The sequence below is a fragment of the Exiguobacterium undae DSM 14481 genome, assembly GCF_000620805.1.
GTDB classification, from domain to species: Bacteria; Bacillota; Bacilli; order Exiguobacteriales; family Exiguobacteriaceae; genus Exiguobacterium_A; species Exiguobacterium_A undae.
This window is the reverse complement of the sequence record NZ_KK211187.1, coordinates 1,518,134-1,541,111: the sequence shown is the minus strand read 5'-3', so window position 1 is coordinate 1,541,111 and position 22,978 is coordinate 1,518,134. Positions and strand designations below refer to the sequence as shown.

General features: G+C 50.3%; 24 protein-coding genes. 6 read left to right on the top strand and 18 right to left on the bottom strand.

Annotated elements, in window-relative coordinates:
* Positions 1–114 precede the first annotated feature (114 nt).
* Positions 115–1,119 carry a helix-turn-helix transcriptional regulator gene (locus tag P397_RS0108455; RefSeq protein WP_028106181.1) on the bottom strand — a complete coding sequence of 335 codons (1,005 nt, stop codon included), beginning with the start codon at positions 1,117–1,119 and terminating at the stop codon, positions 115–117.
* A 112-nt stretch (positions 1,120–1,231) separates the two neighbouring features.
* Between P397_RS0108455 and P397_RS0108450 the strand changes: the two genes are divergently transcribed.
* Entirely contained in the window at positions 1,232–2,092 is an 861-nt protein-coding gene (locus P397_RS0108450; protein WP_028106180.1) for an alpha/beta fold hydrolase, read from the top strand.
* Here the strand turns inward: P397_RS0108450 and P397_RS0108445 are convergent.
* Positions 2,066–2,734: a hypothetical protein gene (locus tag P397_RS0108445; RefSeq protein WP_028106179.1), complete on the bottom strand. Its 669-nt coding sequence runs from the start codon at positions 2,732–2,734 to the stop codon at positions 2,066–2,068. The genes P397_RS0108450 and P397_RS0108445 overlap by 27 nt on opposite strands.
* A gap of 196 nt (positions 2,735–2,930) precedes the next feature.
* Between P397_RS0108445 and P397_RS0108440 the strand changes: the two genes are divergently transcribed.
* Positions 2,931–3,257 (top strand): hypothetical protein, encoded by a 327-nt coding sequence (locus P397_RS0108440; RefSeq protein ID WP_026832864.1) that lies wholly within the window; start codon positions 2,931–2,933, stop codon positions 3,255–3,257.
* A 45-nt stretch (positions 3,258–3,302) separates the two neighbouring features.
* Here P397_RS0108440 and P397_RS0108435 read toward each other — a convergent pair whose 3' ends face one another.
* From P397_RS0108435 to P397_RS0108395, 9 genes are all read right to left on the bottom strand, one after another.
* A complete protein-coding gene (locus P397_RS0108435; RefSeq protein WP_028106178.1) occupies positions 3,303–3,764 on the bottom strand; it encodes a general stress protein in 462 nt (153 codons plus the stop codon).
* Between the two features lie 93 nt (positions 3,765–3,857).
* On the bottom strand, positions 3,858–5,540 hold the full coding sequence (locus tag P397_RS0108430) for an FTR1 family iron permease (protein WP_028106177.1): 1,683 nt from the start codon (positions 5,538–5,540) through the stop codon (positions 3,858–3,860).
* On the bottom strand, positions 5,524–6,765 hold the full coding sequence (efeB, locus tag P397_RS0108425; RefSeq protein WP_028106176.1) for an iron uptake transporter deferrochelatase/peroxidase subunit: 1,242 nt from the start codon (positions 6,763–6,765) through the stop codon (positions 5,524–5,526). Before efeB ends, P397_RS0108430 begins: the two co-directional genes overlap by 17 nt.
* Before the next feature lie 3 nt (positions 6,766–6,768).
* Complete coding sequence (gene efeO, locus P397_RS0108420) at positions 6,769–7,599, bottom strand: iron uptake system protein EfeO (protein ID WP_028106175.1); 831 nt, start codon at positions 7,597–7,599, stop codon at positions 6,769–6,771.
* Positions 7,600–7,733: 134 nt separating this feature from the next.
* Positions 7,734–9,398: a DUF2339 domain-containing protein gene (locus tag P397_RS0108415; protein ID WP_028106174.1), complete on the bottom strand. Its 1,665-nt coding sequence runs from the start codon at positions 9,396–9,398 to the stop codon at positions 7,734–7,736.
* A 177-nt stretch (positions 9,399–9,575) separates the two neighbouring features.
* Positions 9,576–10,655 (bottom strand): C39 family peptidase, encoded by a 1,080-nt coding sequence (locus tag P397_RS0108410; protein ID WP_028106173.1) that lies wholly within the window; start codon positions 10,653–10,655, stop codon positions 9,576–9,578.
* Positions 10,656–10,828: 173 nt separating this feature from the next.
* The gene (locus P397_RS0108405; RefSeq protein ID WP_028106172.1) at positions 10,829–11,878 is read right to left on the bottom strand and encodes an oxidoreductase; all 1,050 of its coding nucleotides are present in this window, start codon (positions 11,876–11,878) and stop codon (positions 10,829–10,831) included.
* Between the two features lie 74 nt (positions 11,879–11,952).
* Positions 11,953–12,438, bottom strand: coding sequence for a GNAT family N-acetyltransferase (locus P397_RS0108400; protein WP_028106171.1), 486 nt, complete (start codon positions 12,436–12,438; stop codon positions 11,953–11,955).
* Between the two features lie 228 nt (positions 12,439–12,666).
* The gene (locus tag P397_RS0108395; RefSeq protein ID WP_028106170.1) at positions 12,667–13,539 is read right to left on the bottom strand and encodes an SDR family NAD(P)-dependent oxidoreductase; all 873 of its coding nucleotides are present in this window, start codon (positions 13,537–13,539) and stop codon (positions 12,667–12,669) included.
* Between the two features lie 161 nt (positions 13,540–13,700).
* On the opposite strand from P397_RS0108395, the gene P397_RS0108390 reads away from it, so the two are divergent.
* The gene (locus P397_RS0108390; protein ID WP_028106169.1) at positions 13,701–15,182 is read left to right on the top strand and encodes a potassium/proton antiporter; all 1,482 of its coding nucleotides are present in this window, start codon (positions 13,701–13,703) and stop codon (positions 15,180–15,182) included.
* A gap of 60 nt (positions 15,183–15,242) precedes the next feature.
* Here P397_RS0108390 and P397_RS0108385 read toward each other — a convergent pair whose 3' ends face one another.
* Both P397_RS0108385 and P397_RS0108380 read right to left on the bottom strand, forming a co-directional pair.
* Positions 15,243–16,463 carry a hypothetical protein gene (locus tag P397_RS0108385; protein ID WP_028106168.1) on the bottom strand — a complete coding sequence of 407 codons (1,221 nt, stop codon included), beginning with the start codon at positions 16,461–16,463 and terminating at the stop codon, positions 15,243–15,245.
* A 19-nt stretch (positions 16,464–16,482) separates the two neighbouring features.
* On the bottom strand, positions 16,483–17,076 hold the full coding sequence (locus P397_RS0108380) for a hypothetical protein (protein WP_028106167.1): 594 nt from the start codon (positions 17,074–17,076) through the stop codon (positions 16,483–16,485).
* 146 nt (positions 17,077–17,222) lie between these two features.
* Here P397_RS0108380 and P397_RS17975 point away from each other — a divergent pair, with 146 nt between their 5' ends.
* On the top strand, positions 17,223–17,378 hold the full coding sequence (locus tag P397_RS17975; protein WP_167331056.1) for a hypothetical protein: 156 nt from the start codon (positions 17,223–17,225) through the stop codon (positions 17,376–17,378).
* A 46-nt stretch (positions 17,379–17,424) separates the two neighbouring features.
* Here the strand turns inward: P397_RS17975 and P397_RS0108370 are convergent, their stop codons facing one another.
* The 4 genes from P397_RS0108370 to P397_RS0108355 form a co-directional block, all read right to left on the bottom strand.
* Positions 17,425–18,225 carry a protein phosphatase 2C domain-containing protein gene (locus P397_RS0108370; protein ID WP_028106166.1) on the bottom strand — a complete coding sequence of 267 codons (801 nt, stop codon included), beginning with the start codon at positions 18,223–18,225 and terminating at the stop codon, positions 17,425–17,427.
* Positions 18,226–18,387: 162 nt separating this feature from the next.
* Complete coding sequence (locus tag P397_RS0108365) at positions 18,388–19,311, bottom strand: alpha/beta hydrolase (RefSeq protein WP_028106165.1); 924 nt, start codon at positions 19,309–19,311, stop codon at positions 18,388–18,390.
* A 35-nt stretch (positions 19,312–19,346) separates the two neighbouring features.
* On the bottom strand, positions 19,347–20,804 hold the full coding sequence (locus tag P397_RS17195) for a PH domain-containing protein (protein ID WP_035414117.1): 1,458 nt from the start codon (positions 20,802–20,804) through the stop codon (positions 19,347–19,349).
* Positions 20,801–21,304 (bottom strand): PH domain-containing protein, encoded by a 504-nt coding sequence (locus P397_RS0108355; RefSeq protein ID WP_028106164.1) that lies wholly within the window; start codon positions 21,302–21,304, stop codon positions 20,801–20,803. Before P397_RS0108355 ends, P397_RS17195 begins: the two co-directional genes overlap by 4 nt.
* A 133-nt stretch (positions 21,305–21,437) precedes the next feature.
* Between P397_RS0108355 and P397_RS0108350 the strand changes: the two genes are divergently transcribed.
* Complete coding sequence (locus P397_RS0108350) at positions 21,438–21,893, top strand: hypothetical protein (protein WP_014970474.1); 456 nt, start codon at positions 21,438–21,440, stop codon at positions 21,891–21,893.
* Positions 21,894–21,914: 21 nt separating this feature from the next.
* Here P397_RS0108350 and P397_RS0108345 read toward each other — a convergent pair whose 3' ends face one another.
* On the bottom strand, positions 21,915–22,349 hold the full coding sequence (locus tag P397_RS0108345) for a MarR family winged helix-turn-helix transcriptional regulator (RefSeq protein WP_028106163.1): 435 nt from the start codon (positions 22,347–22,349) through the stop codon (positions 21,915–21,917).
* A gap of 107 nt (positions 22,350–22,456) precedes the next feature.
* Here P397_RS0108345 and P397_RS0108340 point away from each other — a divergent pair, with 107 nt between their 5' ends.
* Positions 22,457–22,879, top strand: coding sequence for an organic hydroperoxide resistance protein (locus P397_RS0108340; protein ID WP_026832847.1), 423 nt, complete (start codon positions 22,457–22,459; stop codon positions 22,877–22,879).
* Positions 22,880–22,978: the final 99 nt, after the last annotated feature.

Genomic DNA, 22,978 nt, shown 5'->3' with positions numbered 1-22,978 from the left:
AAAAAACGGCTAAAAATATTCAAATATGAATATACGACAAAAAACGACAAAAAAGACCGGCATCTGTTTTGTCAGATGACAGTCTCTTTCCTGTTGAATCCGTTCCCACTCGATTTAATGCGCGATGGACCGTGTTTGATACACTTTCGCCAGTTCAGTCACTTTTACCTTAAAGGCTTCTCGGCATTCGACCGGTTCCAGAATTTCAGCCTGCTCCGCGAATTGAATCAACCACATCATGAATCCTAGGGAGAATAAGGCACTGACCTTGACTTCAAACCAATCGTCCTCGATCCGACGGCAACGAATGTCCGTTCCAAAACGATCAACGACCGTCGGCATGACACTTTCATGGAACTTCAAGGTCAACTGTTCATTCTCCCCTCCATACATATTAAACATGTTACTCAAATAGGTTGGTTCGACATGCACTGGTGTCTGGGCGGGTTCAAAGACACTGCAGTTGACGATCCGGTCGACGCGGTAAGTCCGGATTTGTTCAACCCGTTCATCCCGACCGATTAGATAATAATTGCCGTTGTCGACGATCAGATGCGCCGGTGTCACGAAGTAATAATCACCGTCTTTACGCAATTCGAACTTCCGTGTCCGCTCGTTGAACTTCCCTTGGTACTGGAAGCGGATGATATCCTGATCAATGATTGCTTTTTGGATGGTGTCGATCGAAAACGGGATGACGCCTTTTGGTTTCTTGACGGTATGGATGACCGGATTCAGTGTTTCCGCCAGTCGCTTACTCGTCAAGGAATGGATGTTACGAACGAGAATCTGCGTTTCGCTCTCGGAAATGAACTTCGCACTGGCGATCGCATCAACCAACAGGCGCAGGTGATGGTACTCAAACGGACGACTGACAAGATGGTATGGAATCGCCAACCCGTTTTTGGTTTCCTCGGCGACGATGTCAAAGCCGGATTTGGCCAGCGCCGCAATGTCTTCTTTCAGCGACTTGCGGGACAGTTTTTCGATCAGTCCCCGCTTCGACAGCTCCGTACTCAATTCTTCCAACGTCAATGTCTCTTCTTCATCCGAATATTGTTCAAAAATGTCACGGACCGCTAATAACCGGTCACGATTGGATAATTTTTCATTAGGCACAGGGCATCCTCATTTCCTATCTGTAAGATGTTTGATTATAATTGGATTATACCTTAATTAGGAAAGAAGATTAACAATAATTTGGAAAAATTTAAGAGATAGGAGAATTTGGATGCAGCATATCGCCGATTGGAACGACCAACAATTTGATTATCGGGACAGCGGAACCGGTCCGGTTGTCCTGTTGATTCACGGGACCCAGTCCGATTACCGGGAAGTGTATCATGTCGAACGATTGATCGAAGCGGGGTATCGGGTAATCGTCCCGTCTCGTCCCGGATATGGAAAAACGCCGCTCCAATTGGCGGCGTCTCCGGCAGAACTGGCAGCCTTTTATCAAGGCTGGATGGCGTCACGCCACATTACACAATATACCGTTTACGGCATCTCGGCCGGCGGACCGACTGCTCTGGCGCTCGCAAGCAACAATCCCGCCGTACGTTCCCTTGTCCTGGCCTGCGCAATGACGCACCAGATCTCCTTACCCTATCAGGCGTGGCTCATTCAACCGTTGTTACAACGCCCTTTACAACTCATCCAGCAGCTGTTGTGGCACTATGTCAAAGATAAGTTGATCAAATTCCCGCAAGAAGCCTCCGTGCGGATGGTCGAGATGACCAGTCTCTTGCAACGGGAAGACATCCGGCTCCAATTAAACGGGGCTGACGAGGAGCTGCTTTATCAAGTCGGGCTTCAGAATGGTCCGGGACGGGGTGTCCTGTTTGACTTGACCCAACAGATTGAGCGCCAGACGTTACGTGACATCACATGTCCGGTCTTGATCGTCCATTCGAAGGCAGACCGGGCGGTTCCGTTTGAACATGCGCTGTATGCACGACGCGCCATTCCCCATGCCCAGTTCATTGAATCGAAGAGTCCGGGACATCTCATCTGGATTGGCCCTTCCGCCCGTCACGACGAACGGATGATTGAACGGTTCATCGGTTTAAATCACTTGAAGGCGGACACGTAACTTCAATTTTTCATCGTCTTCTTCGATCGAGATGATGCCTCGTGCCGTCAGCTCTTCGATCGCGAGCTGCGTCCGCTCCAGGCTAAAGCGGGCATAACGGGCGATTTCTGTAATTCCCATCCGGCAGGAAAGTTGATTGGCCTTGATTTTCGAGGACGGTTTGGCGACCGACCGTTGCAACAGACGCCAGAAGACATGCCGGGCGTCGTCGGAGAGTGCGTAGGCATTTTTTTCGATGACCGGAGGGACGTAACGGATGTCCTCCCGAATCCGCCGGATCAAGTACAAGCTCAGCCAGTCTTCCATTTCGGCTTGAATCCGGAAAAACTCGAACCACCATAATTGATCCAGCGCCTCGGCTTCGTCTGTGGACAATGCCCATGAAGCAGGGACATTATCAAACTCTTCTTCCAAAAAATCTTCGTAATCAAGTGCCGTCTCGTACAAGACCTGTGGTGCGATCCGGTCCAGTGTTTCCCGCTTTTTGTAGAGATCAAAGCTCATCCGTCGAAAATGTTCGACTGAGCCCGCTACTTGACTGAGATGTAACAATTGTTTGGTGATCAAGCGTGCAATGCCGTCCAATTCGAGATGAATGGCGTATATGTGTTTTTCGAGTGCGATTAACGTACTGCGTTCCATCAGACATTTCCTCCTCTGTTCCTGGCGTACTCCTAGTCTTTTTCCGCAAATCGAGTATTCAAAACCATTCGCTGACCAACAACCTGACAATCGGAGCTGCTTCTCTGTAAACGGTGTTTATTTCCAAAATAAACAGGGAATATTTTGATGCAATGGTTCATCTACATTCAAACGATTCAATCGGAGGTGGAGCGACGTGTTACAGTCCAAAAAACGAACGGAGCGGAAGTGGCGACAACGTACGACCCGGAATCATATTCTGCAGTTGGAACACTTGTACAAAACGCATCCTGTTTTACCGACGGCACAAACGAAGATTGTTTTTCAGCGGATGTTAGAAGACGCGATTCGAACTGGTCGAACGATGACGATTGATTACTTACAGCATGGCAACGCGACCGCCTTAACCGGCTCGGTCACCACCCTGTTTCATGCCCGTGGTTTAATTGAACTTAAAACCTCGACGGGATTATACCGCCGGATTACTTTCGACAGTCTGCTTGCTATACGGGAATCCATTTAAAAAAGGAAGACGCCGTCAGCGTCCTCCTTTTTTAGTTGACGAAATTTATTCGTCCTTTAATTTCACGTTCTGGTCGGCCGGTAGGGTTGTTGTCGTCTCTTCCTCTTCCAGTTTCGGGACACCTGCGCCGTAATCTGTCGCTTCATCCACGACGTAGGATGCAGCAAACGCTGGATTGAGCAAATCAGATTTTGACCCGACGATGACGATTCGACCGTGACGAACTTCATCCTCGAGATCTTCGGCGACATCCTTCGTCATCCCAAGTTCCGATAACTGGGCAATCCGGTCTTTTCGGTTGCTGCGGACCGTTGACATCAGCGTCTCGAAAAATGATTTTTTCGTCACCCGATAAGCGAGTGTCTGCGTATCATTCGCGATTCGTTCGGCTAACTCTTCGTCTTTTGCAAAAATGTAAATTTGTTTATTCGAATAACCGCTTGATTTCAGACTTGTCACTTCTGCGTCAACGGCTGTCATGTTACGGACGATTCGTGTTTCAATCATGTTGTTTCCTCTCCTTCATGCGAGCGAACAATCTACTCTCGATATAAAGTTATTCCCGAAACATAATGAATAAAACATGAATCGAAAAATGAGTTAACCGGCTTGTCGTAACCGCACGGCCGACTGCCGTTTCCAAATCACCGTCACAATAATAAACAGGCCGAGGGCCGCCTGCGGGAGGATTGTCTCATACGTCGGGTAAAACCCGAGCCAGGGCACGGACGGAACGGATGTGAGAACATGCATCGACACACTGCCCGTCAATTGCAGAGCATGCAAGCTGGCACCGAGTATTTTAAAGGCCATGACGTAAATCAAGATTGTCGCTGCCAAAAACAGACGGTTAATCGGCAGACGGACACCGAAATAAATCACGGCGACCGACACGACGGTGATCAGACCGATCGCGAGTAAAATGCCGCTCGTCAAAGCGAGTGGTGTCATCGCAGGAGCCATCCCCGCATAAAACAGCAGAGTCTCCGCTCCTTCCCGGAAAATCGTCAAGAAACTGACGGCAAACAACGAACGTCCGACAAACGCTGTCGCGAGTTGGCCTTTCCGGGACGTCAGGACCGTCTTCGAATGCAGCCATGAACCGACGACTAACATCATCAAGACGGCAACAAGACCGGTCCATCCCTCAATCTGCTCCCGTCCGACACCGGCGAGTGCCGTTGAAAAAAACGATTGAATCAGGAGCGCAAGACCGCCACTGGCAAGTAATCCGACGACCGCTCCGCTCCAAATCAACCGTTCCCCCTTGATGCCTGCTTTTCGGGTGAAGGCAACGAGGGCACTGATGATCAACAAGGCTTCCAGTCCTTCGCGTAACATGACGAGCATCGCGTCGACGAACGTATAGGTCGTCTTTTGCTCCAACACTTGTAACGAAGCGATGATTGGACGGAGTTCGTCCTGAGTGGAGACGCGTGTCTCTGCACTTATGCGCGACAATAAGACCGGGATGTCCGATTCAATTGTTGTATAGAGGGCATTGCTGCGTGTCCGAACTTCCCCTTCTCCGCTCGGCCAACGTGTGATGAAGGTCGTCAACGACTGTTTCGCCGCCTTGATGTCGCCTTGGTCAAGTGACCGGTCCGCCTGCTTCAGTAAGGTCGTTAGTGCCGGCAGTCCCGTCTTTTCGACGTCTTTGACGGCATCCCCGTCGAGAAATGACTGGATACTTTGATCAAACTGATCAAGCGCACCGTTGAATTCGGTTTCGTCAAACGGTTCACGCGCAAGGGCAATCCGAATGGCGGACAGCCCCATCTCGACCTGTCCGTAATGTCCGATACTCGTTTCCCGGACAATCGTCTCCCGATCGGTCCATGCTGCGAGCAATTTCGACTGGAGTTGTTGCCGTTCGGCGGCTGTTTTTGCCTCACGCAGTTGGTCGGTCTGCAAAAACAATGCGTTGAGACGTTGTTTCGCTGCCGGATCCGTCTTCGTTGCTGTTTTTTCCAAGGCACGGACAGCCGTCGACAACCGGGTCAAGGCAGGACTAATTTTGGAAAATGGCTCATCCTGTTGATCCTGTAGACGCGTCAGTTCCTTTTGGATTACCGTTTTTTCATCCGATGTTTTAAGCTGCTCGACTTGTTGCGCAAGCCGAGCGACCGCCGTCTCAAGCGCCGGCCGGTCGTTTGCCTGGACAGCGGCAATTGCTTGTCCGATCGATACATATAAGGCGTCGGTCTGCGAATCCGCTTGAACAAGCGGCATCGTTCCGAACAGACACAACAGGACGAGCAGAACGTTAAGCAAATAACGCATCGCCGATGTACCCTCCTTTTTGAATCCCGCCAAAACAAGCAAACAAGGCACTGCCGCGGTGGGTGATGTATTCATTTAGCCGGTCGGACGCCGCCAGTCGTTTTTGGATCGTGATGAACTGATCCGGTGAGCGTTGGAACGAAACGAACAACAATCCGGCATCTAGAGCGCCGGTCGTTTCATTGACCCCGGCTTGATACGAATAGGAGCGGCGTAGCAGCTGTTCCTTGCTTGTCCCGTGTGCCACTGCCGTGTGCGAATCTGCCGGCAGTTGTGTTTCTCCGTGTAACGTCCGTTGGTCCGGTGTGACAGAGGCGAACTCGTTGGTTGAACCCAGTGGCGCACCGGACGCCCGCTCTCGTCCAAAAGTCCGTTCCTGCTCCTTTAAAATCGTCCGGTCCCAGACCTCGAGATGCATCTGAATCCGTCGAACGACCAGAAACGTCCCGTTTGTCAGCCAAGGGGAACCGTCCTGCCACTGGTAAAACAGATGCTTGTTTCGGACTTTATCTTTCGTCAGATCCGGATTACCGGTCCCGTCTTTGAAACCAAACAAATTCCGCGGCGTTCCGCCAGTCGCATCCGCCGCTTTCGACCGTTGAAAACCGGCTTGCGTCCAGCGGATTTTGACAATTCCGCGTCCAATCCGGGTCAAGTTCCGTAAGGCATGAAAGACGACCTGCTGATCATCGGCGCAAATCTGGACAATCAAATCTCCGCCGGACCACTTGTCATCCAACTGGTCCAAATCAAAGGTCGGCAAGTCACGTAACGCAGCCGGACGTTTATGGGCGATTCCGAAACGGTCCCCGGCAAATAAGCTGGCACCGCAGCCGAATGTAAACGTCAGATGGCTCGCTGAGAGCCCTTCCGCTTCCCCTGTATCTTCCGGTGGCACGTATTGGCTGTCCGACTCGCCGAGCGACAGACTGGCCGCCAACCGGGCACAGGCGCGTGTCCAGCGGCGTAACAGATCGATCAGTTCATCCCGCCGGTCTGTCTGCACGTCAAAAGCGACCAATTGAATATGATTTTGCACAGGAGTCAGGATGCCTGCTTGGTACGTCCCGTAAAACGGAACCTGATCCGTCGCTTGCGCCGTCAAGGCACGCGGCAACAACCGTTCGATTCCGCTGGCATACAATGCTGCGCCGAGACCCGTCAATCCGGCGACCTTCAACACGTCACGACGTGTGACTCCTTCTTCTAATGCAGTCCGTGTCATCACTCACCCCTCCAATACGATGCCCATTTTCGAAAGCGGCTCCGCCAACTCATTGATGGCCTGGCTCAACTGGTTGACGTCCGTTTTCGATAAGTCGGTATAGAGAACGTATCCATCGCCGGATTTCTTGGCTTCCAGCAACGCATTGACATCAGCAAAACGAGCCGCAATCTCTTTTGACAGAACCGCGTCCTGTTTCTTCAACGCAGGGTTGAGCAACTGATAGATTTTTTCCGCACCTTGGACGTTCGCCGCGAAGTCATATAAATCCGTATGGGAATACCGGTCTTCTTCACCTGTCACTTTGGAAGTCGAGACTTCATTCAATAAATCCGTTGCGCCGGTGACGAGCAGTTCCGGTGTGACGTCAACCGTCTCGACTTTCGCCCGGAGAAGGTGAACGTCTTCCATCAATTGTGTCGCATAATTTTCGTATCCTTTCGTCGTCCCTTTCTCAAACAAGCCTTGTTCGATCCGGTGGTATCCGCCCCACTCCGATTCCTTGACGTCCCCTTCACGGGCATCGATCTTCGGATCAAGGTCGCCGAACACCTCAGCAATCGGTTCTGCCCGCTCATAATGCATCCGGGCCGGCGCATACAGTGCTTTAGCCTGATCGAGGTCTCCCTCCTTGACCGCTGTCGTGAACGCTTCCGTCTTTTTCGTGAACTGATCGAGTTCCGCGATGGCATACGTCCGGTAATCAGCGACGACTTGTTCGAATGGATCCGGTTTCGTTTCTGCTGGCTTCGTTGCCGCCGGTTGTTCCGAACACGCTGCCAATAGTGTCGTCATCGATAACAGTCCGATGGTGAGTGATTTTGTATGTCGCATGGATGGTTCCCCCTGATAATTAAGTAAGTTCATCAATCAGTATAGTCGATAATGATAATCGTTATCAATATGTTCTCATAAAAAAATCCTCCCCCGCCAGATGTTACCGTCTGACGGAAAAGGAAGAACACTGTTCAGGAGCGGCGCTTTTTGAAATACGTGCGTGAAATGACAAATGCCACGATACCGAATCCAATGAAGACAAACGCTTTTTGAATCAACGACAAGAACGATAAATCAAACAACAATAATTTGACGGCACTGACCGACAGCAACAGAAGGCCTGACAAGCGCCAAGCAGCCGTTCCGCGCCAGCGGCCGATCGCCACCAAAACAAAGGAGAGCAGGATATAGGCGACGGATAAGGTTGTACTGCGGTCCGTCTGGTCGAGGTCCGCATAAAACGGCAGTTCCATCACGATCAACGTATAGGTCACGAAGACACCAACCGCTGCAAAAAATAAGACGACCTGCCAATACTTCCGCCAGATTGCTTCCCCGTGCGTCCGGACGAGTAACAGGATGAAGGCCGCTGTCGCGAGAGTCAGACCCAATACAGATACGGCATACGATTGACCGTTCAGTCGATATGCTTCATAGTTTCCAATCGTATACAACATAAGCATCAGGTACACAGCGATGCCGAAGAATCGCTGGTACGGTACTTGCTGCCGCTCGACGAACCACAATCCGACGACTACAAGCGCATAGAAGACGGTCCGGAACTGATCGCCTAAACTGAGGGTGTCGACCGGTAATTGCGAAATCGCAAACAACAAGGTGATATGACCGACACCATTTTGCCAAGCATCCTTCGTTTGATTCGCGACGACGTAAGCGAGTAGTGCAAACAGAACCGCGAGTCCGTAAACAAACGACCAGTCGACTACGGACAGGCTGAGCAGGACGAACCCGCCCGCCAGCCAGCTCGGATAATTGTAGGTTACCGGGAGACGGGACCCGACATATGCCGTTCCGAGGTATGCCATCAAGGAAGCACACAGTAAGGTAATTTCGTCCATCAGAGGGCGTGTCTCAAAATTGACAGTGAGACTGCCGAAAATCAACGCCAGGAAAAAGATTCCGGCTGCCACCGGGTAGGCTTTCGTCGACTTTAAACGTAAGACGGCAATACATACTGCCGTAAACAAGAGAACTTCATACAACAAAAACAAGAAGACGTTCGGTTCATCGGATAATTGAAGGAACGGTAACAAAAATCCGGTAACCGAGACCAGAATCAATAACGCCGTTGACCGCATCCACAACATTAATCCGTAGGCAATGGCAAGTACAACGATTTCGAGTAAAAAGGCCAACAGCGGCGGATAAAATTCATATAAGGCCATACCGGCGAATAACGCGGACAAGGAAACAATCGTTCCTGTTGCGACAAGCCCGACACCGAGCTCCCGCCGTTTCTTCTCATACTGAAACTCACCAAGTGCCATGACGAGTAAGCCGATGATGACTCCGCTTCCGATCCGGACTGCCGGACTGATCAAACCGGCCATGGAAGCGTATGAAAACAGGAAAATCGCGCCGATTGCCGCAAAAATCGCCCCGATCCGCGGTAACCAGACCGTTGCCAAAACGTTTTCCCACTCGTCCCGTGTCCGGGCCTTCTTGACGACAGGCGTCCGTTGCTTTTTGACGAATGCCGGACGGACGGCTGGTCGGGCGACAGAAGAAACCGGTTCAACTTTCGTGTCTGCCACCGGTTGTTGTTCCAAACGATCGAGTCGTGCCTTTAACTGTGCGACTTCTTGCTCAAGCTGTTCCAAACGTGTTTCATCCATCTTCTCACCGGTCCTTTCTGGATGACTTGCTGGATAAAAACATAGGGCTTGTTATTATTTTACTTGTCTTTTAATCAATTCCCATTTCTTTAAAATCCGTAACGCGGTCATCGCTTTATGCTTACGGAGTCTAATAAAAAAAAACCGGTGAAGCGGAAAGCTTCACCGGCAGACAGATTAACGGACAGATAAGGCATATTGTCCTGTCGTATTGTAGACAGATGTAAATTGTGACCGGCTGACCGTATATTTTCCACGGTATGGATCGGACACCGTAAACGAGCTGCTTGAGACACCCGTCACGAGCATGACGTGGTAGTTGCGGTATCCTGTAAACGTTTTGCCATCCGGTTTGATCCATGAGAAGTAACCATATGGATTTTTAAAATCAACCGTCGCCCAAACAATGACCGGATTTCCGCTGCGGATTTCACTTTCGATCTTACTGACCCCTTGTTTTGAGATATCGGCTGCCCCGCTCCGATATTTTTTCGCGAGCGGCAGGATGCCTTTCGGGTAAATGCCCCAGTTTTTGTAGTAATCGAGGGTTCCGGCCGGGTTTCCCGTAAACATCTTTTCCGGATCCGCCCAGTAGTATTTCCCGTTTTTGTATGTGGCATTTTTCATGCTTTTTGGCATTTGATTGTACAGCGAAGCAGCAGAGACCGCTTTCTTCTTGTACTCGAGTGCCATCTTCAACGAAACGAATTCACAACCGGATGGATAACCCAATGAGTACTGATTGTAATACGGTACGCTTAACTGTTTCGACGAACTGCTTGGAGCAGTCTTCGTCAAGTATTGTGTCGAGACATAACGGTAGCTCCCGTTGTACAAAATACGGGTCCAACTGCCGGAGGTGCCGTATGACGCGACCTTGACCCCTTTGTTTAACTGTGTGACGGATTTAGACGTTGTACTCGGACCTGTTCTGACGTTCAACGTGCCAACCGTCGTGTAACGGGCACCGGTCGACGTATATTTCGAGGTCGTCGACGTTCGGACGTAGTCCTTGTGTATGTAACCGGTCCGTGATTTATACGTGATCTTGTACCAACTGCCGGATGTGCCATTCGACGTATAGACGGCACCTTTCGTGATGTTTCCGAGAATCTTGCTCGTCGTCGACGGCTTTTCACGAACACGCAACACATCGGTCGTGACGGTCAACTTCGTGGCGGCTTCTGCGATGAGCGACGGACTAAACAAGCCGATCAACACCCCCGCAATGATGAAGGACGAAATGAATTTTTTCATGATAAACCCCCTTTGGATGTAATATACACAGTTTTTCCCATCTTTTTGAAATATTAATCAACATTCCATAAGAAAATTCTGAAAAATTGTGATATCTTTTCCTTTATAACAAAAAATCTCAGCTCTGCCTAGGCAGATTGCTGAGATGTAATTATATTGATATCGAAAAAAATTCATTTTTTAACATTCAAAATGAACGGAGACGGTTGGGAGAAACCTTGTTCCATCAAATGTGCGACGAGTTTTGTCTCTTCTTCGGTGACAGGTAAAGGTTTATCGTGGACGATACTGTCGTAAAAGGCCCGATACAGCTTCCCGTAATCACCGACCGGACTCGGAATCCGGACGTCCTGCAAGTGACCGTGGTCATCATGATACAACAGTCGCCCGTAATCATCTTCCGAATCTTCTCCGAAGCCTTCTTCTCCCGGGAAGTAATTCGCCTTCAGATCGAGCTCTTGCCGGTCGACGTGTTGTTTGATGAACGTACCGTTTGTCCCGTGCAACATCCAACGCGGCGCACCGGCTAAGGCGACATGACTCGTCCGGACACTGACCTTGAGTTCCGGATAATAAAAATCAAGCGCAAACGTATCATCCGGATTCCCGGCTAAGCGGACCGAACGGATGTCGTACCCGACTTGGTCCGGTTTGCCGAACAAGGCGACAATCTGATCCATCGTATGGACACCGAGACCGTACAACGCGCCATTCTCGTTTGTCGCGATGGCCGGCGCCGCTTCCGGGCGATAGAGATCAAAATGCGAGACAACCTCGACGAGGCGTCCCAGTTTACCGGACCGGATGACTTGCTCGACGACTTGAAAATCACTGTCAAAACGCCGGTTTTGATAGGCCAGCAGTTTAACTCCCTGTTGCTTGGCGACTTCGAACAACTGCGTCGTCTCCTGCTCCGTCACCGTAAACGGTTTTTCGACCAAAACGTGTTTTCCGTGTTGCAACGCTTGCAGCGCATAGGCGAAATGCGTGGCGGGTGGTGTATTGATGACGACGACTTGCAGCTCCGGATCCCGCAGCATCGCGTCGAGATCCGTCGTAAAGCGGACATCGGGTAACTGATCAGCATACGTTTTTTCGAGATCAGGTTTTGCTTTTCGATTGTAAATCCACGTCACATCAAAATTTTCCTCAATCATGACGTAGGGTAGATGATAACGGGTCGTACTTTTTCCAAAACCGATGAAACCAATCTGAAGACGCATCTGATCACTCCTCGAATCATTCTTTTTACTAACCATACCAAAGCACACGTCACTTGTCCTGACTAAAGGGGGTCTCAGTGCGAAAGGACGGCGACCGGATACTCATATGTCGAAAAACCGTCACGAATTCCCCGGCTTTCAAATCCGAAGGACGGATAATACGTATTTAAAAATGAATTCGTCGCGACGCAATCCAGCCGCAGACGTTCCTGTTCAGCCGTCGCGACAGCGATGACATGCTGGATCAGCTGTTTTCCGACACCCAACCCTTTTGCCGATTCACTGACGACAATCCGGTGGATGTACAAACCTTCCGCATCATCCCATAAGGCTTTGTCCCAGTCGAGTGAAGGCAACAGCGCAATCGAACCAAGAAGCCGGCTGTCCCGTTCGTACACGTACAAACGTCCTGCTGAAAGATCTGCTGCGACGAGCGCGTCCAGATCTGCCTGCAGATACGCGGACCATTGTTCGCTTCCGCCTGCTTGTAATAATTCGGCCTTATGTCTGAGAAGTGCCGCAATCTGTTTTACATCTTGTGTTGTAGCTTGTCGAATCATAGTAGTCCTCCTGAAAAAAAATTCTTCTTCATCCTAACGAAAATGAGCGCAGAAGAAAACCGATTTGCACAAACTACATGGAAATTTTAAAAAACAGCATCAATTTGTGATTTTTTTCATATTTCAAAATTATATACTCCTATATTGTATGCTAAGAGCGTGATCAGACCCCCAGTCTGCACAACATAGGTCTACCGACTTCCCACGAGTCGGTAGACCTTCTTTTGGTTACGTTAACCCGACCCATTGTTTCGAGAGATGCCGCGCTTGTTGGCGGTAGGTCTCGTCTTCGACGACCGGATTACTGAGACGCGGTGCCGAATCCGCATAATACCCTCCGTTTTCAAGACGATCTTCCGTCGTTGCAAGGTACAACGCCGTTTTGGCTCCGTATTCCGGCGTATACAGTTTTCCGGTCCAATACCCGATTTGAGCAATTGGCTTTAAGACGGTTTTGAGCACCTTGCCGTATTTTCCGCGATAGAATAAGTCCGTATTGACGATGCCCGGGTGGACACTGACGAACGTCACCCGGTCTCCGTATTGTTCCGCCAGTTCACGCATGTGCACCATCTGCAACAATTTTGATTCCCGGTATGACCGCATCGGATTGTATTGTTCTTTTTTGACATGCGCCATCGCCTCGAGTTCGATGTCCGTCCGGATCAACCCGCCTTCACCGGCAAGTGACGAAATCGAGATGACGCGGGGGTCTTGTCCTTGTTCCAGAAGCGGGAGCAACCGTTCAATCAAATAAAAGTGGCTGAGGTAATTGACTTGGAACTGAGACTCGAACCCATCCTTCGTCCGGTGGTACGGTGGGACCATGACACCGGCGTTCAGAATCAGCCGGTCGATGCGACCGATCCGATCAAATAGCAGATCCGCAAATTGCCGGACCGAGTCCAGTTGATCCAGTTGGACGATCTCAACCTCCAGATTCGTATGGGAGACCCCATGCTCACGCAACAATTGAACGAGTAACGTCGCCTTCTTGGCTGAGCGGACGGTTGCGATGACCCGGTCCCCGCGTTCGAGTAATTCTTGAATCGTGACCATGCCCATACCGGAATTTGCTCCTGTAACCACACAAATATTCATGGAACTGCCTCCTCTTTTCGGATCGATAATACCATATGCTACCTGTTTTCCTTTTTTTTCGGATTTATACACATGTTCTTGAAAACTATTTTTCCGAATCGGTGCAAGAGAATGGCGTATACTAAAGAAAAGATACCTTTCATCAAAGGGAGTGAGTGCATGTGAACGAAGCAACCGTCCTGTTACTTGCCGGCATCTTACTGTTACTCGCCATCATCACGACGAAATTTGCCGTTCGTCTGAATGTCCCGACTTTGATTTTGTTTGTTTTTGTCGGGATCCTCGCCGGAACCGATGTCACGGGATGGATTGATTTTGCCGATTTTGAACAAGCACGGCTGTTTGGGACGATCGCTCTGGTCATCATCTTGTTTGACGGCGGACTCAACACCAGATGGAAGAACTTTAAACCGGTGTTACCGGCGGCATTATCGCTCGCGACCATCGGCGTCCTCGTGACGACCGGATTGATTGCCGTCGTCGCACACTACCTGCTTGATTTCAGTTGGCCGATTGCGTTGTTGATCGGAGCACTGGTTGGTTCGACGGATGCGGCAGCCGTCTTTTCATTGCTCAACGGACAATCGATTGATCAGAAGGTCAAACACACGCTGGAAGCGGAATCCGGAACCAACGATCCGATGGCCGTCTTCCTGACGATCCTTTTTACGGAGTTCGCCCTCAGTCCGGCCGCATTTTCGATCGGTCAGGGAATCGTGGCGTTGCTTTATGAGATGGGGCTTGGCCTTCTGATTGGGCTTGTGATCGGTTGGGGCTTGACGACATTGATGAACCGGATTCAGCTTCAATCTTCCGCCCTCTATCCGACGCTGTTGATCAGCGGCGCCCTTCTCTCCTACGGCGTGGCGACGAGTCTGCACGCCAGTGGATTCCTCGCTGTGTATGTGACAGGCATTTGGCTCAGCAATCACGATTTGATTTACCGGGACATCCTTGTCCGTTTCAGCGGCAGTTTGTCCCATTTGGCGGAAGTCGGGATGTTCATCATGCTCGGTCTGCTTGTCTTCCCGAAACAGTTGCTTGATCCACAAACGCTACTCGTCTCCGCTGTCATCGTCCTGACGCTGGTGCTGATCGCCCGACCGCTTGCCGTCTTTTTGTCCTTACTGCCGTTTCCCTACAATATCCGGGAACAAAGTGTCATCACGGCAGCCGGATTACGCGGCGCCGTTCCGATCATCTTGGCGACCTATCCGTTATCCAGCGGTTTGCCGGAAGCGAACCTGTTGTTCAACATCGTCTTCTTTACAGTCATGACATCCGCTCTGTTGCAGGGGACGGCCTTGCCGTGGATCGTCAAATTGATGAAGCTCGATGTCAAACCGCGGATTGATGTTGAACCTTTGATTCAGTTCATGACCGTCGCCAATCCGAACGCCGAGATTGTCGAAGTCAGTGTTCCGTCATTTTGCCGCATCGACGGGAAAACCCTGCAAGAAATTGAGATGCCGCAAGACTTGTTGGTCGTCGCGGTGATCCGAAACGATGCCATCATCACCCCACGGGGACAAACCCGGCTGATCGGCGGAGATCAGTTGTTAATTTTGACCCCCAAGCAGTCGGAAGAACGGATCAGGAAGTTGATTGCCTCCCTCGGACTCGGTCAGCCATTTTCGGAGTAAAAAAAGCGACTGTCCTCTCTCCGTAAATCGAGAGACGACAGTCGCTTTTTCGGGTGTGTATCATGGTGTATCGGTTTGCTCTGCTCCAGCAGCTGATTCATCGGTTCGTCTGATCTGGACGACTCCGGGCGGGCGGTGCGGAAAGGTAAGCGTCAGACCACCGAAGCGGCAGCTGTCGTTCCCGTTTTGTGCCCGGTCGATCCATTCGATGGGTTCACGGCGTGCCAGGCTGTGACGAATCCGGTTTTCGACTTGTTGGCGTGAAATGCCTTCACAGTCGACCGCGGTCAAATAGGTCGCTTCATCGGACTCGAATTGTTGCCAAATTCCTAACAGAAGCTGTCCCACGGCACTGACGGGTGTCCCGTCCGGCTCACCGGCACCGACCGCTTGATCAAGCAACTGAATCGTCTCGCCGGACGTGGCACCGATGGCCAAAATCCGCCGGGATCCTTGTTGCATGACACGAAAGCGCTTCTGCCCTTCTTCGAGCCACAAGCGTTGCGCAAACGGATTGACCGGGATTCCGTGGAAGAACGTGACCGTCGCCCGCCAGGCAAACCCGAATGACGGATCGTATTGACGGATCGTTTCCATCGCCTGTTGTAAAAAGGTCTCGATCTCGACCTGTTCGTTCTGTAGTTGCTGGCGTACATTCTCAAACTGATGAATCGGGACGCGGATCGGAACCGGTGTAAACAGTTCCCCTTCCGGCACGCGGTGCGCGCTCAACACGTGCCCGTCAAAGCGGTAATCACTGGCTGGCCGACCGGTCCGACCGACCAAGACCTGCCAGTCATCCCCGTCCGGTGCAAAGGCATAGGTCTGATGTGCAAATGCCGGAGCGACGAACAAGCCTGGAAACGACTCAAACGTCGAAATCCGTAAGACTTCTCCATCGTTCCATTCCTCTTCGATGACGCGGATCAGTTGACCGGTCGAAGAGACCTGGTCCGTTAAGTAACGCCCGGTATTGCTGTAAAAACCCAAGATGAATTCGCGTTCTTCTTCTTCGAAGGTCATCATCGTCATCTGGAACAACGATTGGACTTGTGCTTCCGCAAACACATCGTCGACTTCTTCCGGATGGTGCGATTCAATCGCCACCATTTGCCAACCCATTCGTTCATATAAAGTGATCGTGATCGGGAAAAACAGGAACGCTCCGTGTGTCGCCTCGAGCTTCAGCATATCCTGCATCGCCAGTCGTTCAATCCGTAAATCAAATCCCATTCGTTCAAAATGGTCTTGCATACGTCTTTTCCAGTGCGTGAATTCCATGTTTTTCCCTCCTTGCTGATTAGGCCCGTTTACGAAGCGGATTCTTCGACCAGTAAATGTACAGTCCGACCAGTCCGGCGATTCCAATCACATACGAAGCCGTTCCACTGACTTGAATCAAGACGTCCGGATTCGGAACGAACGTAATCAGGACAGCTTTATACGTCGCGAACAGCATGAAGCTGATAAGGAATTGTGCCCAGACCCGCTTTTTGACGAGACGGATTTTCGGTGACGTGATTAAGATCGACATTGCATCGATTAAAAATAATGCGATGATGGAAAAGAGGATGTAGTCGGCTAACGCAAATTGAAAAATGCCGTCGATTCCTTCGATGAAGATGAACATCAGAATCGTCGAGACATAGTTGCGGGTCCACCGTTTTTGCGTCTCAACGCGGCGGCGTTCCGGAATTTCGGCAATCATTTGATCGAGCCGTTCCTCCGGCGATTGTCCGTGCACCGTTTCGAACGGCTTTTGCGACCGTTGTGCTTCGTACAAATCGGCTTGGAGACGGTGTTCGATTTCTGTCCGCTCCGGTTCTTCGACATTCAGGTTGAGTCGTGGTAACAACGACTCGAAAATACGTGTGTTGGCTTTAGTTAGTTTCAAGCGAGATCCCCCTTTTTCATGTTTAAGTATAACGGTTTAACGGGAAAAATACTTCTAAGGAAGATGGCGATTACTTGACGAATCCGCCAAGAATATTCAGAATAGTGAGAAAGATCACTTTATCTTTAGAATGTGGAGGGAAACAGATGCGTCAAACTTTAACGAATACCACTTTACTTGCCGTCATGGCGAGCGTCGGCATCGTGTTGCCGTCGACCGATGCGGAGGAAACACCGGAGACAGACATCGTTCCGACAGAACAAACCGCTGCCACCGAGTCTCCGATGGAACCAACTGAATAAAAGCATGACCCCCTTTCCACCAGCGACGGAAATACGGGTCATGCTTTTATTTTGCGTTGCCCGGCATTGTAACCGTTTCTTCCACCGTCACCGTCCAGGTCACAATCGTTGTACTGTCCCGGACATCGTGTCGTTCAATCGTTTCAAGCAGCGTAGCAAGTGCTGCCGTTTCGGGTTGTTCCGCAAACAGCATCGCCATCGTCTCCGGATCTTCGAATGGTGTTCCGGGACATTCGACCAGACCATCCGTCGTCATCAGGATACGGTTGAGGCCGCGCCGTAACTCCCGGACGCCGCGCGTGTAACACGGAACCGGTAACTCAAACGTGTTGACCCGCCCGATCCATTCAAAAAATTGACGTTCGTTCAGTTTGAACTGACGATGCCGGCTCAAGTCCGGGTGGAACAGATATGCCAACACGTCGCCGACTGATAACCACCACAAGTATTTTCCTTTTCGCGCAAGAAACAAACAGGCCGTCTCGCCTTGCACGCTCCGGCAAGTCGTCCGAAACGCTTCGTCCTGCAACAGTCTGAGCACCAGCTGTTCCAGTGACGAAAATGCCCGTTCGACCGGTTGATGTAACGTTTGTTCGATTTCCTGCTGATGCCGTGTCATTTGACGCACGACTGCACTGGCGCTCTCTGCTGTATCGTGGGCGTCGAGCACTAACGTGAATTCCCAATCGTCACCAAGCCAGATTAAACATCCATCCTCATTTTTCGTTTGTCCCGCCCGACTACATCCGCCAAACCGGCCGACCGCGACATGACCGATGGTTTGAATGTCTATCTGATCGACGAACGCTGATTCATTTCCTACCCAAGACAACTGAGTTCCTGTCATGGCTTGCTCCTTTCGAAACAACACACTACGCGCGCCTGTTTCTTGTTAATAGAGACAGCGTAGCATACCGACCGGAAGCTAGTATATTTATCCTGTTTTAAATCAGGTCAATACAAAAACGAGAACGGCGGATGCAACATCTGCCGTTCTCGTTTCTATGGTTTATAGCGGTTTGACGAATGGTTCAATAAACAACCGGAGCCGCTTTTCATAATTCTCGGGATCTTTGGAAGACGTGTCGTCGTGTCCTGCTCCCCGGACCGGGTACAGCTGTTTGATGCCGGGTTTCGCTTGGTACAGTTCATAAGCCATCCGCGACGGGACACGTTGATCGTCCGTCCCGTGAATGAATAAGGTCGGAACCATGATGCGTGAGGTCTGTCGCGTGACGGATACATCCCCGTAAAAGAAATCCTGTCGGAATTTGTTGAACGTACTGGCAGCAGCCAGTGACGGACCCGCGGGATACGGGAGATCTTCTTTGGCACGGAACGCCAGCCAATCGTCAAGGCGGGCGTAAGCGCCTTCCGAGATGACGACTTTCAGCTGTTTCGGGACGTCCGTCTCTCCGGCAGCCAACAAGGCCGTCGCGCCTCCAACACCTAATCCGTGATATAAAATTTGGCTCGCCGGTCCATTTTCCGCAATCAGCTGGTTTGTCCAATCAATCAAATCCAACCGGTCCAACCAACCGGAGTTCCGTGCCTCCGTGTCTTGTCGTTCGACAAGCAGGACATGGTAACCAAATCGTTCATGGTACAAGCGGATCAGTGAAAACAGGGAGGCCTGGTTTGGTGTGTCGTCAGGTAGGACAATGACTGTTTTGTCAGAAGCCTCTGTTGCGGCAAGGTACTGACCAACGCGTTCCGGTCCTGATGTCGTCAGTTGTTTCGATACGACGTCTTGTTCGGTAAACCACGTTTGATCATCGGTTTGCTTCTCATCCGACGTTTTGCTTTCGCTTGCTAACAGGCGGGACGCGTCGGACTGTCCACTGAGCGTCTGTTGAATCCGGTGACCATCATATAGAATCAATCCACTGATGATCAATACTAGGATAAGGATGACGAATAACCATCTGCGCACGCTGTAAACTCCCTTCCGTCCTATGTTTCCTACACCTATTCGCCGTCCTTTGCCTCAGGACCTGCTACCGGCGGCAACGGCTTTAGGAATGTTTGCTGGTACCAATTCAAGATCTCTTTAAATTCGGTTGCGGTAAAGTATCCAGCATCAAACTCCGTCGAACCACGCAGCGTGATCCGGAATTTCAAGATGCTTTTCTCCTCCAAAAAACGGGAGACGTGACCGGAAAAAGCTTCGATTTTCAGACGGGGCGCATAAATCGTTTCCCGATTGACAAGTTGTTTTCGTAAAACGAACAGGTCATTTTCATAACCGTAGCGTGTATGGCGGTAACCGGACCGGGCGAGGACGTAATACAGCGGAAAAAATAAGAACAGCACCAAGCCGATATACCGGATCGCTTCCGGCAGCCAAAAGTACAAGACGCCGTTTACAGCTAGGAACAGACTTGCATAACCGAGCAACGGCCAACGCACGATGTAGAAAAATCCGCGATCGGCGGCACGTCGTTCCGGTACAAGTTGCTTAAACCGCGGTAAAAACCGTTCTAAAAAGCCATCGATGTCACTGACGCGGATGAAGGGATGGAGCAACAGCTTTTCCTCTTCCCCGCTGGCGGAGATGATATGCAGGGAAAGATGTGCCCGCTTAAACCGGCGTTTGATCCAGTTTTCTTCAATGACGAGTGCTTGGACCTTATCTTGATGAAACACAACTTCCGTCCGGTTCAAGAGACCGTATCCGATCGTCAACCGGTGTTGGTGTAAAGTGGCTTGAAACGATCCATACCGTAAGGCAAAGACGAGGATGGAGCCGATGTAGATGATCACTAACACCAACAGACCGATCGTAACTAACACCAGTAACGACAGATGGAGTAATTCGTTGAACAGTTGACTGATGTACTTTTCAATGAAGCGGTTGATAAATTGATAAACGGCACCAAATCCGACCAGCGCAAGACCGATTCTCCCGGACAAGGCACCGGCCAGCAACAGTTCTGTCATGCTGACGGAATACGTGTCAGACGAGGAGGAGTGTTCTGACGAATCGATCTGATCCGTCGACCCGATTGTCGACTTCAATTGTTTGGCGAACTTCAACCGAACTCCTTTGAGCTCGACTTCCGGTTTGCCGCCGTCTGACGATGTTTCGACCGTTAAAGTCGCGAGTCCAAGGAGACGCTCGAGGACGTTTTGATTGATGCCGATCGACTCGATCCGCTGACGTTTTGTCGTCCGCTCACTTTTCCGGAAAATCCCTTTGTTGACCCGAATCGATTGGTCATCTAACGTGAACGTGTAGAAATACCAGGACGCGATTCCGAACAACAGGATGATCAGGCTGACGACCGCGACGCCAATTGCCGTATAGACACCAAACCCGTCATTTTTCAGATCATTAAACAAAATGACCGCAATCGGAATGACAAGCGAACGGAGATGCGTCAACGTCGTCATCAGGATGAACAGAGGATGGACCCGCCGTGTCATAACGTCTCCTCCTCTTGTTCCTCAAGTTTCGCGATCCGTTCGATCTGCTGTCGCAGTTTCTTCGCCTGAGTCACCTCGAGTCCATGCAGATCGATTTCTCCCGACGCGGTGCGGACGTTCATGTTCATCAATTCATGACGACGTAAAATCGGACCCGACGAGGTATCGATGATTTGGACTTTGACGAGCGGTGTCACGACATGATGTAAGATGAAGATGCCGGATTCGACGATTAAAAATTCCTCATCGACGCGGAACTTAAAATACTTTTTCCGGATCGGCGGAATATAGACGAACTGCAGGATGAACAACAGACCGACGACGGCGGCGGCAATCCACATCCACCAAGGAGACAGATCAAGCCAGGTGATTTGGACGACGGTCGCGACTCCAATGAGGAGGGCAACAATGGTATACTTGATTCCAACGTATTGACGTTCAGCGGTTACCGAGGCCTGAGGCAGATATTGCCACTCCCCGGTCGGATGGTTTGCTTGCATAAAATCTCCTGCCTTTCGTTTTTTCATACGGGAGGAGACCCGTTGAAGTTTCAGTGTCATCAATCAGACGTTGACATTTCTCTGCGAATCATCGCATATATAAGAGAGTAGAAATGTATCTCAAGGAGGAACCATGCTAACATTTGAAGAAAAATTAACTATCATCGAGACTTTCCCACAACTTGTCCGGAAAGAAGTTTCCCTGAATCGTGTCAACTTCCACTTCCCGGAAAGTCAGTTTGAGAAAAAAATCGTCGTCTATCACCTGCATCCAAACGGGAACGGGTTTGTTTACGCAGCAGGTTTACCAGGATATGAAAAAGACCGGAAAGGATTCGTCAACATCCGTGAATTTTCGGAGCCGGCTTTAATCCTCTTACTTCAAGATGCCATCAAGGCGTTGGAAACCGTCGAGACGGTCGAAACACTAGAAGAAACATGGATCAATGACAATCAATTCGAATTGACGTTATTAAACGAAGATCTCGATACATGGTTAGTCTACGCCGGCGATTTACTCGACGGGGCCTTTAATTCGTATAAAGAAGCGGCAAACTATCTGGAAGAAGAAGGTTTCCGCCGTAAATAAGCATTACATGAACGGGACTGTTTAATCAGTTCCGTTCATTTTTAATGTCAGCCGGTTTAAGGTCTGTTTGACGAGTTCAAGATCTTCTTCCGATACCCCGAGCACTTCTTTTAAGGCGAGCGGAATACGTTCGGCCTGTTGTCGAAGATTCCGTCCTTCTGCTGTCAACGTGATTTTGATGTGCCGTTCGTCTGTCGGATTCTTGATACGCCGAATCAGACCGGACACCTCCAGTTTTTTTAATAAAGGCGTCAACGTGCCGGAGTCCAAATGCAACCGTTCACCGACTGCTTTGAGCGATTGTTCATCTTCTTCCCATAGGACCAGCATGACCAGATACTGCGGATAGGTTAACCCGAGCGGGTCGAGCAACGGACGGTATCGTTTCGTGATTTCCCGTGAAATCGCATAAAACGGAAAACATAATTGTTCATCCAGTAAGAGTGGATTTGTCATCAAGAGACCTCCTTCAAGCATAATAGTTGTGTTTTAAATTAGATTGTATAAAATCTAATTGTAAGCTACTTAAAAAGAATACCTAAAAACGAAAGGATGTTACAACCATGAAACCAATGTTTACTTCATCTGCAACTGCTGTAGGAGGCCGCGACGGCCGCGTCGTATCGGAAGACGGAATCTTAGACGTCGCCCTCGCAATGCCTGTACCAGGATCTAAAAAAGAAGCAACAAACCCGGAACAATTATTTGCTGCCGGATACTCTGCTTGTTTTGATTCTGCCTTGAACCTTGTTGCCCGTAAACAAGGCATCAAACACGACGGCAGCGAAGTCACTGCTCACGTTACCCTAAACGAAGCAGCAGACGGCTTTACCCTGTCGGTTGAACTCGATGTTCTTGTCCGTGGTGTATCGGAAGAACAAGCTGCTGAACTCGGAAAAATCGCGCACACTGTTTGCCCGTACTCACGCGCAACAGCTGGAAACATTCAAGTCGATATCTTCACACGGACATCTGACGCAGAATAAGCATACCACTCTCCTCTTCCGTCTTGGTCAAATTGGCTAAGATGGGAGAGTTTTTTGTTTTGTTTACGAAGAAGGATAATATAATTGTTGCCTTTTTCA